Here is a 13680-nt window from a genome sequence, read left to right as displayed (position 1 = left end):
CCATGCGTTTGAATTCTCTTGGTTCTGCTCCGGGTAGCCGTCCAGCAGGTAAACGTGTTGGACGCGGGATTGGTAGCGGCTTGGGTAAAACCGGTGGTCGCGGTCACAAAGGTCAGAAGTCTCGCTCAGGTGGATCTGTTAAGCCAGGATTTGAAGGCGGTCAGCAGCCATTACAGCGTCGTCTACCTAAGTATGGCTTTACCTCTCGTCTGGCTCGGATTACTGCAGAGATTCGCTTAAATGAATTAGCTAAGGTCAATAGTGAAATTATTGATTTACAAGCACTTCGTGAGGCGAATATTATCAATGCCAGCATTCAACGTGCTAAAGTCATTCTTTCAGGCGAGCTATCTAAGGCTATTACCTTAAAAGGTATTACTGCCACTAAAGGCGCTCGTGCTGCAATTGAAGCTGCTGGTGGTAAAGTCGAGGACTAAATGGCTAAGAAAGGATCATTACCCGTAGGTAATCAAAGTGGGCTGACCGAGCTTTGGTCTCGGCTTCGCTTTGTGTTTTTGGCGATTATCGTTTATCGCATCGGTGCACATATTCCAGTTCCTGGAATAAATCCTGACGCGCTGGCGAATTTATTCGACCAAAATCAGGGAACCATCCTTGGCCTTTTTAATATGTTTTCGGGTGGTGCTCTAGAGCGGATGTCCGTATTGGCTCTAGGCATCATGCCGTATATTTCAGCTTCCATCATAATGCAGTTGATGACTGTTGTTAGTCCTCAGCTTGAGCAGTTGAAAAAAGAAGGCGAAGCCGGCCGACGTAAAATAAGTCAGTATACGCGCTATGGCACTGTATTATTGGCTTTAGTACAAGGCTTTGGTATTACCGTTAGCTTAGCTAATCAAGGTATCGCCTATGATACTGGTCCCAGCTTTTATTTTGTTGCTGTTACTACCTTCGTTACTGGTGCTGTTTTTCTAATGTGGTTAGGAGAGCAGGTAACAGAACGAGGAATTGGTAATGGTATTTCTATCTTAATATTTGCGGGGATAGTAGCTGGATTACCGAGTGCAATAGGGCAGTTGTTTGAGTCTTCTAGTGAGCGAGACGCAAGAGCTGTATTAAAGATTTTAGCAGTCGCAATTATTGCTATTTCTGTTATTGCATTTGTGGTGTTTATTGAGCGTGGTCAACGTAGAATTACGGTGAATTACGCAAAACGCCAGCAAGGTAGAAAAGTATTTGCTGCACAATCAAGTCATTTACCCTTGAAAGTAAACATGGCAGGGGTAATACCTGCTATCTTTGCTAGCAGTATATTGCTTTTCCCAGCATCAATTGCTCAATGGTTTGGTACTCCAGGCCAGCAAGGTGAAGAAAGCTGGGCGTTTAGTTGGCTAAATGATTTTGCGCAAGCAATTGGCCCTGGCCAGCCGCTGAATTTAATTTTATTTGCAGCGGGGATCATCTTCTTCTGTTTCTTCTATACGGCTCTTGTTTTCAATCCAAAAGAAGTGGCAGATAATTTGAAAAAATCAGGTGCTTATATTCCAGGTATTCGTCCTGGAGAACATTCAGCCAAGTATATTGATGGCGTGCTCACACGTTTGACTATGGTTGGTGCGATTTATATGGCGGCGGTTTGTTTACTGCCTCAATTTTTAAATGTTGCGTGGAATATCCCCTTCTATTTAGGTGGTACTTCACTCTTGATCGTAGTTGTGGTGGTGATGGATTTCATGTCACAAGTACAGTCACATTTAATGTCACACCAATACGAGTCATTGATGAAAAAATCTAATCTTAAGGGCTATGGTAGTGGAGGCTTAATTCGCTAACTAGCGAATTAATTATTCACAAACATTTACCCTGAGGGTTGATTTGGAGACAGTTATGAAAGTAAGAGCTTCTGTAAAGAAAATCTGTCGTAACTGTAAAGTCATTCGCCGAAATGGCTCTGTGCGAGTGATTTGCAGTGCCGAACCACGCCATAAACAGCGTCAAGGCTAAGGATACAGTTTTACTGATAATTACCGCCTGGCTAGCCAGTCTAGTCAGGCGGTTGATTTATTGATCAGTAATCAGTATGCTATTGCGCCTTCCGCTAATGGTGTAATTTAAGGTTGAGCATATTAAGTGCTCGTTCGAGGATGGAGTTAATTGAATGGCCCGTATAGCTGGCGTCAATATTCCAGATAACAAACATGCTGTTATCTCCCTCACCTATATTTTTGGTGTAGGAAAACCAACCGCTCAGAAAATCTGTGCAGCAACTGGTATTAATCCAGAGGCAAAAGTTAAAGATTTATCTGAAGAGCAGGTTGATCAGCTGCGTAGTGAAGTTGCCAAATATACAACAGAAGGTGACTTACGCCGTGCGGTTAGCATGAATATTAAGCGTTTGATGGATTTGGGTTGCTACCGTGGTTTACGCCACCGTCGTAGTTTACCTGTACGTGGACAGCGTTCTAAAACTAACGCTCGTACCCGTAAAGGTCCACGCAAGCCAATTCGTAAATAATCGCTGCAAACAGAATTTTTAATCTGTAGCAGTCGCAATTACAGGAAAGTTCTAATATGGCAAAGCCAGGTACTCGTTCACGTAAAAAAGTGAAAAAGACCGTGGTGGATGGCATTGCTCACATCCATGCGTCTTTTAACAATACAATCGTGACAATTACCGATCGTCAGGGCAATGCATTAGCTTGGGCAACTGCGGGTGGCTCCGGCTTCCGTGGTTCTCGTAAAAGCACACCTTTTGCTGCTCAGGTTGCAGCAGAAAGAGCTGGTAATGCAGCCTCTGAATACGGTCTGAAGAATTTAGATGTGTGTGTCAAAGGCCCAGGACCAGGACGTGAGTCTGCCGTTCGTGCATTAAATGCATGTGGCTATAAGATTACTAACATCGTAGACGTGACACCGATTCCACACAACGGTTGTCGTCCACCTAAGAAACGTCGTGTTTAATGGGGAGACAGTAAATGGCTAGATATTTAGGTCCAAAGTGTAAGCTGTCTCGTCGTGAAGGTACCGACTTATTTCTGAAAAGTGGCGTACGTCCTCACGACTCAAAGTGCAGAGCTGAATCAGCTCCTGGTCAACATGGTCAGCGTCGCGGTCGTCTTTCAGACTATGGTTTACAGTTACGGGAAAAGCAAAAAGTACGTAGAATGTACGGTTTGCTGGAAAAACAGTTCCGTAGCTACTATAAAGAAGCTGACCGCCGCAAAGGCGCCACAGGCGTAAACCTGCTGCAGATGCTTGAGTCTCGCTTAGATAATGTCGTATATCGGATGGGCTTTGGCTCCACCCGTGCTGAAGCGAGACAGCTGGTTAGTCATAAAGCTATTCTGGTTAATGGTAAGGCAGTAAATATTCCTTCTTACCAAGTAAAACCAGGTGACGTTATTGCTATTCGTGAAAAAGCGAAAAACCAGTTGCGTATTAATGCCGCACTTGAATTAGCAGCTCAGCGTGGTTTGGTTGAGTGGGTTGAGGTGGACACTAAGAAAAAAGAAGGTGTGTTCAAAGCTCAGCCTGAACGGAGTGAATTATCAGCAGACATCAATGAAAGCTTGATTGTTGAGCTGTACTCCAAGTAAAGGATAGGCATCAGGGTTAAGTAGGGTATTACATCCATGCAGAGTTCAGTAACTGAATTTCTCACACCACGTCATATTGACGTACAAGAAATCAGCGCTACCCGCGCAAAAGTAACTCTGGAGCCATTAGAGCGTGGCTTTGGACATACTTTGGGTAATGCGCTTCGTCGAATCTTGCTTTCTTCAATGCCCGGTTGTGCAGTGGTTGAAGCGGAAATCGAGGGTGTATTACACGAGTATAGTGCGATCGAAGGTGTCCAGGAGGATGTGATTGAGATCCTGCTGAACCTAAAAGGCCTAGCTGTAAAAATGCATGGTCGCGATGAAGTGATTCTCTCTTTATCGAAAAAGGGTGCTGGAGCTGTCACTGCAGGTGATATCCAGCTTGATCACGATGTTGAAATCGTTAACCCAGACCATGTCATTGCCCACCTGAGTGATGCAGGTGAGCTTAATATGAAGCTCAAAGTTGCTCGTGGTCGTGGTTATGAGCCTGTTGATATGCGAATGGGCGACGAAGATGAAAGTCGCTCAATCGGTCGTTTACAACTAGATGCTACATATAGTCCGGTTTACCGTGTGTCTTATGTGGTTGAAAGTGCTCGGGTAGAGCAGCGCACAGACCTTGATAAGTTAGTGCTTGACTTAGAAACTGATGGAACATTAGATCCAGAAGAAGCTATTCGTCGAGCTGCAACTATTCTTCAGCAACAGCTGGCAGTTTTTGTTGACCTTGAAGGTGACAAAGAGCCTGAGCCAGAAGAAGAAGAGGATGAGATTGATCCAATTCTATTACGTCCTGTTGATGATTTGGAACTCACTGTTCGTAGTGCAAACTGCTTGAAAGCAGAAAATATCTACTACATTGGTGACTTAATCCAACGTACTGAAGTTGAGTTGTTGAAAACGCCAAACTTGGGTAAAAAATCTTTAACTGAAATTAAAGATGTCCTTGCCTCAAGAGGCTTATCGTTGGGTATGCGTTTAGATAACTGGCCTCCTGCCAGTTTAAAAAATGACGATAAAGTATCAGCTTAAAGATTACGAGTAACCAAGCATCAAGTTTGGTTAAGGATTTTCGCAATGCGTCATCGTAAGAGTGGTAGAAAATTAAATCGTACCAGCTCTCACCGTCACGCCATGTTTCGTAACATGACGTGTTCGCTTGTAGAGCATGAGTTAATTAAAACAACTTTGCCAAAAGCTAAAGAGCTTCGCCGTGTAGCTGAGCCTTTAATTACTTTGGCAAAAGAAGATAGTGTTGCTAACCGTCGTTTGGCGTTTGATCGTCTAAGAAATAAAGCGACTGTTGGTAAGTTATTCAGTGAGCTTGGACCGCGCTTTTCTGAGCGCCCAGGCGGTTATATCCGCATTTTAAAGTGTGGTTACCGTCAGGGAGACCAAGCACCTATGGCTTATGTTGAGTTGGTAGATCGCCCTCAACCAGAGCTAGAAGAGGACGCTGAAGATTAAGCTTCTTGTGTAGGGTTGTTTAATCGAAGAAAAAGCCAGGCATTTGCCTGGCTTTTTTGTTTTTATAATGTCATTTTTTTACGGTATAAATTTGGTAATGCGTTATTGAAATCTTGAGCTAAACTCTTTGTTGATAATGGGGGTTACCCTTGTAACAGGTTTAATTCAAGATGTATAAACCTTATTTTAATCAGCGTTAGAGTGAGCTATGGAAAGCATAACTCTGGTGTGAAAGCAATAATAGATAATAAGTGCTATGGACATGGCATCTAATAACTTCAAGCCTAACTTTTTATCTGCGAAGCTGTTTATTGGTAGCTTACTGGTTGTGTCGACCGTTTCTGCTGAGTCAACAAACTCATCAAGAGGTTATGAAACCAGGCCATATAGTCATATTCAGTTTTTTAAGTCAGATAAAATTTCAGAGCAAGGTGTTGCTAAAGCCTTATATCAGACTCTGGATAATCCTTCAAAAGTATCAAGGCAGCTACTAACGGGCGCATTAGCAAAAGGGTTAGATAGTTTGGATATGTTGGAGCCAGTAGAAGATACTGTCAAATATGTTAAAGAAAATACTGAGTTTAACTTTGGGCAATGTGGAGAAGTGAAACTGCGAAAGCAGTTTAGAGCTGCTACCTGTATACAAGGATTTGGCTCGGTACAGCTAAAGTCAGACTATGATCTTGATGAAGTGGCAATTGAGTTTGAGTGGCACTTTTAGATAGGTCTTTAGAAGCATGGATTAGCTGGGTACTCATCAATAATATAAAAAGGAGGAGCATTGCCCTCCTTTTTATATATTACTTCAATGGTTCACCTTGCTGCTAAAGTGTGCTGATAATTTGACCTGCCGATAAGATTTTTTCGGGTTTACCATGATATGGTAATAACCCGAGTCAGGACTGTTTATTAAAATTTCTTCCTCATTGCCAGTCTGTTTCGATGCGTAGTCATAGTTATCTGTATTCGGCCAACCTGTTTGATTGAGGTATAAGTCGGCGTCACCTGTTCCCCCTGATAATTTAAGAGAGAACTTAGTTGCACAGTCTGGTACATAGATAAAAAACATTTGGCTATAGCTGCTAGTTAATGTCTTTGGTTTTGAGGTAATTAATTCGTCATTCCTGTCAGTTGATGTGTTGCCTTTACAGTTACTATTATCTCCATCTACTATTTTATCAAGCCAGTTATGGAAATCTGCATTAAAGCTGTATCGTAGCTGGTTAAGATAGTTATTGTAATTGCTGTAATCACCTTTTCTAAAATACACTAGCATCTGTTGCATTGTGTTTTGTTGATTTTCAAACATATAGCGAACAGCCAAGTAGCCCCAGCGGTAAATCCGGTTAACACCACTATTGTAGTTGTTGTAAAACAAGTCACTTAATTGATAGGCCTTAGTTTTTGCTAAGTCTAAAGCAGCTTGATAATCATCTCCATAAGCCATATATTCGCCGAGACCTTCTACCCACCATACCGTTGAATATAGTGGTAAGTCATTAAAACCACCCCACATATTAAAGCGTCCATCCAGATAGTGTGTATATTCATGCTCTAGATTCCAGATAATAGTTTGGTTTGGAGTTGATCTTTCGTAGGCAATAAAGCGTGCTTGATTATTTGGATCAGCTGGGTTGCCCTCTAAATACATTCCACCATTATCAGTGCTGATATCAAATAATGCTCCTGCATAGGTTTGATAATCCTTGCGGGTGTTAAATGTTACAACCTCAAGGGTTTCGTTATAGTCATCAGCAACTGGGTTGTAGTGTGTATTGAGCTTATTGTGAAATACAGCTTTATGTTGTTCTAGTTTATTACAAGTAATAGCCAAGTCTTGATTGGAGATATTCTGTGCTCGGATGACAATGCTCTTATCACACTGATGGCGAATTGGTAAGACAGCTGCAGCCAGTTTATCTTTGAAGTTACATACGTTGTAGTAGCTGCAGTTAGCTGGATCATAGTAACTAACCATTTCAGCCGCACCAATCCATAAAGCTGCACCGGAGCCAAGCATACTATAGTCATCAACAATACGTTTTACATTGCTTTGTACTTGCTTCTTAGAGTCTGTATTATATTGTAAGAACCTTGCCATTTCCCTTGTGGCATTAACCAATAAAAACTCATTATCTGTATCTAGAAGTTTTTCATTAGTTTTAATGAAATCACTTAAGGTATTTGCCATGCGAGGGTTGTCTTTAACCTTTTGCTGAAAGTCATTAAACTGGTGGCCTCTAAATAAAATGGTGAAAATACTATTAACTGCCGCTCTCATTCCCCAGTATTTTAGGTAATTATCATTAAAGCGGTAAAGTATAACGGCTAAAGTATCAAGATATTTGGCATTTAGCTCCGAGCTATCAATTAAAATGATAGCTTCACTCAAAACATCACCATGCTTCGCATTAATGTCTTTGAAATGTGAGTTGGCTATAAAGGTATCAAGAGCATAAGCAACTTGTTTTTTTAAGTTTTCTGAATAAGGATCAAGCTGATCTTGGAAGTTCCAGTTTGCATAATACCCAGCCCTTAAAAACAAAATAACTTGTAAAATATTATTCTGATTGTCTCCGCTATAATTGCTTGCCAAACTAACCATTTCGCTAGCTACAGCAAGCATTTGAGACTCAGTAAAAATGGCTTTTGTTTGCTGTAAATTGGCAGAAAAAAGTTGATTTACACAGTTGGTATTTGCAGATTTTATTTTATTAATCAAAATACTACCCTGAAGGTTTTCAAAATCACTGATTTTGCAGGTAGTGAATTGAAAGGGTGTATTATTGTAGAGTGAATGTTCAGAGAATGAGTTGAGTTTGTGAGGAGGTCGAAGGTTGGCAGTTAATTTTTTTGATGGTTGATGATCATTGGTTAGCTCAGCAACTGTTGATGGTGTTACTGCGTAGCTATGCATGGATGAAAATATAAAAAAGCTAATAAATAATTTATTGTTCATAATCGTTCGTCCCTGGGCTAAATTAAAATTTAAAAGTAATTTAAGAGCAGATAATTCTATACAAGAAAGACTGCCGCAAAAATAAACTTAAAATAGCTAGGATTTTAATAATAAAAGGAGCTTTGGTGTTGGTAAATTAATTTACGAAGAATGGGCCTGGAATTCTAGGTAAATAGTCATTACCAGTTGCTTAGAGTTATAATAAGCTCTTTATTTAAAATGCTAGCCTCAAATTATTTTGATTATAATGAGAGTGTTTTTTAGTAATTTATGTATATATGCTGTTTGTATATAAAACTCCTCCCTTTTTATTTGTCTTGTATTGGTAAGTCTAAATTATTGATTAAAGTCAACTGTTCGTCCAATAACCAATATATGATCTTTTCATAAGGCGTTCGTGTTATTCATGGTCTTATATCATATAAAGCTATGAACAGAGTGTAAGAGCTTGATAACTTCGTTTAGTAGCCACTTTGTGTTTTTTATTAATTAAGTCTGTGCTATAACGGCTTGAGTTATGTTGAAGTTATTGATTTGATTGGAGTATATTAAAGCAGTTGTAGTTTGATAAAGCATGCAAATTGATATGATCAATGGAGTGATCGGTGTAATGGAAGAACTCTACAATAAGCTTGATGTAATTGATCTAGAGGGTATTGCTGATATTGAAGCAAGAGTTGACTATAGCTGCAATACTCATAAATTAATGACTATTACTAGTAAAAAGTTAAAAGCTTTATATCCTTATTGGCATGAAATGCCGCGAGATCCGTATTTAGTTGGAGGGTATCGACAGCGCTGTCTTAGTCGCTTTCAGTACAGAAATAATAAGCTTTATGTATTGGAGCCATCTGTAGTATACCAAAGCAAAAAAAATAATCGGGTTTTTGGCGGCTTGTCCAGGCGATTTACACCACTAAAGCAGGAGTTAGTCTTCCATAACAGTTTTATTGCTCTTGTTAAACGATTTATTAGTCATTTGCCTGAATCACCAGTAGATAAAGTTATATGGGTACACCAAATCAGAATCAATGTATCGTCTGCATTGCCAGGTAAGCCTGTCCCTGAAGGTATTCATCGAGATGAACGATTATATGTAGGTATTGTCGTTGTCAACAAACAAGGGGTCTCAGGTGAGGAAACTCAGTTATTTAAAAGCAAAGATGAAGCTCCCATTTGGCAGCAAACCTTGGCAGTTAACCAAATGCTGATGTTTAATGATCAACTGCTTTATCACAATACAACGGATTTTTTAACGGTTGCTCCTCAAGGTGGCTATCGTGATATATTTATTTTGGCGCTAAGTGAGCTTGAGCAGGGTATACTATAGCATTGTAATATGTAAAGAGTGTAAAGACTAGCCGCTTGTTAGATATATAAATTATACTAGACGGATAGTCTTAATTTTATTCGGAGAATAAGACAGTATACATTTGTTCGTCTATTAATTGACTATAGGGAGTGACTGTTTCACGCTGCCACGGAATTCTACCTAAATACCATAGGCGCCAAAATGTTAAATTAGTAGAGGGGTTGCTCTTGAGTAACTCATTAAATGTTTCAATTTTTCCTAATTGGATAGAAAGTGATTCAGAAAATACTTCATGGACAAACTTAGAACAAAACTGTAGTTTAGAGTCATATTTAAACCCTAAGTGGTAAAGAATACCTAAACGCTTATTTATACTTGATTTTATACCGCTCAGCTGTTCTTCACTTAATGGTTGATTAAGACGGCGTATAGATAGTTGTGTACCAACAGTTCTGTTAATATATTTGTTTAAAGGTGTTTTTCTTGAGAAGGGTACAGCGCTTTCAGCAACAACCCATTGACCATTTTCAAATAGAGCAATACCTACATGAGAAACCCAAGTGTTTGTTGTTTTGGCAACTTGTTTATACAATGGACTTCTTATTGAAATAAATAATAAATCACCCTCTTTAATATTATTATTAACGATACTAATAAGCTCATCAATTGAGTTGTCTCGATAATGAATATGAGTTTCTTCATTCATTGCTAACACAGTTTAGATCCTCTTAATACAATTATTAGTTAAGAAGTGTTTGCTTGCTAAGAATTTTTGCATAATGGTGTTTCAAGCAACAGCTTTATTAGATAAGTATCACTATTTGCTACTTTTAGATGTGGTATTTGATCTGCTAAAGATACTTTCAACAGAAGACTCTATGAGGATGTTTGCTAGCTTGTGAACCCTAAAAGAACATAGCAATCCCTGACGGTGTTGTTACAGAGTTATTGCTCTTGAACTTTGTGATATAGCTTGATTGATTTCTTGATATTAATATAAAGGAGTGATTTTTTTGATTCGCTATATTAGTAATGGCTAAATATGATATTTGTATTTACAAAGTTTGTTTTTTTCTTTTTATTTGAGAATTAATTAATAACCTCTTGCACTGTGTATTCAACTATAGAATAGAATTAGTCCCAAAATTCAAAAAGATAGTTGTAGATGGCTTGATCAACTCAGGATAAAAGTAAACCATCTATCCCGCCGAATGATCATTAGGTATCCGACGGTATGTCCAGAAATATAATGAGTGAAAAATGTACAGGGAAATAAACTGAAAATAGTTTTTATAATTCTGGAAAGATTGTTAATTATCTGCGATTTGATTATTGAATAATATTTGCAGTTAAGAGAGGTGATATGAAAAAGAAAATCCTAATAGGGGTTTTACCACTTTTATCCTGTACAGTTGCTGCTGAATTGCCGCCACCGGTGAAAAATAACCATGTTCAAACTCATCATCAGCATAATACTCATCAAAAAAACTTGTCAGCTAGTGTAAGACCACCAATTTTAGGCACGAAAAACCCGATTAAAGCTAGTATGGAAATGTATGAACTAGCTAACTGTAAGACGAATGAGTTTCAAAACTTAAGAGGAGGTGCACTAGTTAGTAAAATAAAATCAGTGACAAGTAGCTGTATCAATCAGTTGTTCAGTGCCAGTTTAAGTCAAAGTAAAGCAATCTTCAGTGAAGATCAAATGTTTTCGGTTGCTAGTGAAGTTGAAAACTTATCTCGTAACTATCAAGGTAATAATAAAGATAAGCTTTTACAAGCAGTACTATTTTTACGGGCTGGTTACTATGCTCAATGGGGTTATCAGGATGATATAGCAAAATATTCCAGCCGTTTAAAACAGCAAATAGCCAGAGCAATCGATGCGTTCATCAATAATCGCAACTTTAATAATGTTTCTAATGAGCATGGTGAAGTATTAAGTGAAGTTGTAACGCTGATGGATAGTGCTGAGTTAAATGCTAAGTATTTAGAAACCTTACAGCATATGCTGGATAAATTTAATTATCAGTATACTAAATATCGGGATATGATTGTATCCATAAATAGTGTATTTACTGTGTTATTCCGAGGGCACCAGTTTGATGACTTTAAAACTAAGGTAAAAGAATTTCCGCAAATTGTCACATCATTAGATCGATTTACTAAGAATCAGGCTGATTTGTTGGGTACAGATAGCCAATATGTATTGGCTAACTCAGTGAGAGAGCTTGGGCGTTTTTTACAGTATGAAGGTACACTGAAAAGCCAGGCAAAGAAAGGTATTAAACGAATTTTAAGTCAGTATAATGAAACAGGTAAAGGAGCTGCACTATGGATGGGGGCAGCAGAGATGGCTGACTATTTTGATAAGAAGGACTGTGAAGAATATAATATTTGTGGCTTTAAAGATAGGGTTAAGAGCCGTGTTTTATCGATAAAGCATCAATGTAATGATGCTATTTCAATTCGTGCCCAGCAACTGTCAGCAAAAGAGTTAGCGGGAATATGTCAAACCTTAGCAAAACAAGCCACTTATTTTCATAATAAGCTAAGCACGAATTATACACCAGTTGCAGATGATAATAACGACAATATAGAAGTGGTAGCTTTCAATTCAAAGGATGATTATTCCACTTATGCCGGTGTATTATTTAACATGGATACTAACAATGGTGGTATGTATTTAGAAGGCGACCCATCTAAACCTAACAACCAAGCTCGCTTTATTGCCTATGAACAAGACGATGAGGTGTGGAATTTACGCCACGAATTTGTGCATTATCTGGATGGTCGTTTTGATATGAAGGGAGGCTTTAATGATTACCCATTATCATCAACGGTTTGGTGGATAGAAGGTTTAGGCGAGTATGTTGCTAAAAAAGATGTTAACCCTGAAGCTATTCGTCTTGCTAAAACCAAAGCATTTCATTTAGGTGAAATATTCGCTAATGACTATAGCAAAGGTGTTGATCGGATTTATCGATGGGGCTATTTAGCTGTTCGCTTTATGCATGAAAAGCACAGCAATGATGTATATAAAATGACGTCATATTTCCGCAAAGGCGAATATAAGGCCTATGAAGAATACTTAAATAGTATGCGAAATAATTATAATCAGGAGTTTCATCGCTGGTTGGATGAAGTGAAAGATGGTACACCAGATCCGAAGCCAGATCCGAAGCCAGATCCGAAGCCAGATCCGAAGCCAGATCCGAAGCCAGATCCGAAGCCAGATCCGAAGCCAGATCCGAAGCCAGATCCGAAGCCAGATCCGAAGCCAGATCCGAAGCCAGATCCGAAGCCAGATCCGAAGCCAGATCCAAAGCCTAACCCAAAACCAGATGGTAACTGTAAAGGAAATACGTCTACTGATAGAAGTGATGAAATATTACTTGATCAGGCTAAGCAAGGGTTATCAGGTAATGGCAATGAATATTATTTTGTTTATGTACCTGACTGTGCTAAGCAGCTAACAGTGAAGTTGTCCGGTGGTGAAGGTAATGCCAATCTTTATTTGAAAAAAGATGACTGGCCAAGTGCTACTGAGTATGACCAGATGTCGAATCAGTCGGGTAATGCTGAGCAGGTTGCTTTACAAGCACCAGATGCAGGCTATTACCATATAATGGTTGAGGCAGCACAGGCCTATTCAGGGCTCTCTTTAAGGGCAAGCTTAAATAATGGCTCTGATACGAATACACCTAATCCGCCAAAGGACTGCGAAGCAAGTACAAGTGGTCGAGAAGATGAGTTGGATGGTTGTACACCTAAAGTAATTTCAGGGGCAACACCTGCTTATTATTATATTTATGTGCCTACAGGTACTAAGCAACTGCAATTAATAACATCTGGTGGTGACGGTAATGTAGATATCTATGCTAATAATGAAGGGTGGCCAACCGATTCTGAACATCATTATTCATCGGCTAATAATGGTACTACAGAGCAAATTTTAATAGAGGCACCAAAGGAAAATCATTATTATCATATTCTAGTACAACCCAAAACTAGTTATAAAAATGTAACTATCAGGGCTAAACTAGAAAAATAAGTTGTTAATACACAATTGGTATCCTATAGATGGCAGGTCAGGTTATTCAACTTGACCTGCCATTATTTGTCATATTTTGTGCAATGCTGAATCGGTTTTGATAGTAAGCTACCTGACTGTTTTTAAAACTATTTGCTACATTAATAGCAGGCTAATTACTAAATGCTATTGCTTCTTCACTTAGTATATTCCTTTCTTACTCTTTACCATAATCACCATAAATTTTTTATCATACAGTAAGAACATCTATATTTAAAAATATTGAATACCTGTCCTTTGAGTAAACTTTACTGTGTTTGCCATAAACAGTGAGTTGTAATTGAGA

13 protein-coding genes are annotated in these 13680 nt (G+C 38.9%); 11 read left to right on the top strand and 2 right to left on the bottom strand.

Annotated elements, in window-relative coordinates; all coding sequences use genetic code 11:
* The first annotated feature begins 2 nt into the window (after positions 1–2).
* The 9 genes from rplO (at position 3) to OQE68_RS08535 (ending at position 5751) form a co-directional block, all read left to right on the top strand.
* A complete protein-coding gene (gene rplO / locus OQE68_RS08575) occupies positions 3–437 on the top strand; it encodes a 50S ribosomal protein L15 (protein WP_180570489.1) in 435 nt (144 codons plus the stop codon).
* Positions 438–1793 (top strand): preprotein translocase subunit SecY, encoded by a 1356-nt coding sequence (gene secY, locus OQE68_RS08570; RefSeq protein ID WP_163835688.1) that lies wholly within the window; start codon positions 438–440, stop codon positions 1791–1793.
* Positions 1794–1848: 55 nt separating this feature from the next.
* Positions 1849–1965 (top strand): 50S ribosomal protein L36, encoded by a 117-nt coding sequence (gene rpmJ, locus OQE68_RS08565; protein WP_163835686.1) that lies wholly within the window; start codon positions 1849–1851, stop codon positions 1963–1965.
* 154 nt (positions 1966–2119) lie between these two features.
* Positions 2120–2476, top strand: coding sequence for a 30S ribosomal protein S13 (rpsM, locus tag OQE68_RS08560; RefSeq protein WP_180570488.1), 357 nt, complete (start codon positions 2120–2122; stop codon positions 2474–2476).
* Positions 2477–2532: 56 nt separating this feature from the next.
* Positions 2533–2922, top strand: a complete 390-nt coding sequence (gene rpsK, locus OQE68_RS08555; protein WP_163835682.1) for a 30S ribosomal protein S11 — start codon at positions 2533–2535, stop codon at positions 2920–2922.
* 14 nt (positions 2923–2936) lie between these two features.
* Positions 2937–3557: a 30S ribosomal protein S4 gene (rpsD, locus tag OQE68_RS08550; RefSeq protein WP_180570487.1), complete on the top strand. Its 621-nt coding sequence runs from the start codon at positions 2937–2939 to the stop codon at positions 3555–3557.
* Positions 3558–3593: 36 nt separating this feature from the next.
* Entirely contained in the window at positions 3594–4595 is a 1002-nt protein-coding gene (locus OQE68_RS08545) for a DNA-directed RNA polymerase subunit alpha (RefSeq protein ID WP_180570486.1), read from the top strand.
* Positions 4596–4640: 45 nt separating this feature from the next.
* Positions 4641–5030 carry a 50S ribosomal protein L17 gene (gene rplQ / locus OQE68_RS08540; RefSeq protein WP_180570485.1) on the top strand — a complete coding sequence of 130 codons (390 nt, stop codon included), beginning with the start codon at positions 4641–4643 and terminating at the stop codon, positions 5028–5030.
* 262 nt (positions 5031–5292) lie between these two features.
* Positions 5293–5751, top strand: coding sequence for a hypothetical protein (locus OQE68_RS08535; RefSeq protein WP_180570484.1), 459 nt, complete (start codon positions 5293–5295; stop codon positions 5749–5751).
* Positions 5752–5835: 84 nt separating this feature from the next.
* Here the strand turns inward: OQE68_RS08535 and OQE68_RS08530 are convergent, their stop codons facing one another.
* Positions 5836–7989 carry a M9 family metallopeptidase gene (locus OQE68_RS08530; protein ID WP_180570483.1) on the bottom strand — a complete coding sequence of 718 codons (2154 nt, stop codon included), beginning with the start codon at positions 7987–7989 and terminating at the stop codon, positions 5836–5838.
* A 574-nt stretch (positions 7990–8563) separates the two neighbouring features.
* On the opposite strand from OQE68_RS08530, the gene OQE68_RS08525 reads away from it, so the two are divergent.
* Positions 8564–9319, top strand: a complete 756-nt coding sequence (locus tag OQE68_RS08525) for a 2OG-Fe dioxygenase family protein (protein ID WP_180570482.1) — start codon at positions 8564–8566, stop codon at positions 9317–9319.
* 76 nt (positions 9320–9395) lie between these two features.
* Here the strand turns inward: OQE68_RS08525 and OQE68_RS08520 are convergent, their stop codons facing one another.
* Positions 9396–10007 (bottom strand): YiiX/YebB-like N1pC/P60 family cysteine hydrolase, encoded by a 612-nt coding sequence (locus OQE68_RS08520; RefSeq protein ID WP_180570522.1) that lies wholly within the window; start codon positions 10005–10007, stop codon positions 9396–9398.
* Between the two features lie 657 nt (positions 10008–10664).
* On the opposite strand from OQE68_RS08520, the gene OQE68_RS08515 reads away from it, so the two are divergent.
* A complete protein-coding gene (locus tag OQE68_RS08515; protein ID WP_266195574.1) occupies positions 10665–13355 on the top strand; it encodes a M9 family metallopeptidase in 2691 nt (896 codons plus the stop codon).
* Positions 13356–13680 lie beyond the last annotated feature (325 nt).

The sequence above is a fragment of the Spartinivicinus marinus genome (genome assembly GCF_026309355.1).
Lineage (GTDB): Bacteria > Pseudomonadota > Gammaproteobacteria > Pseudomonadales > Zooshikellaceae > Spartinivicinus > Spartinivicinus marinus.
The sequence above is the reverse complement of the archived record's forward strand: the minus strand, read 5'-3'. Positions and strand labels throughout refer to the sequence as shown.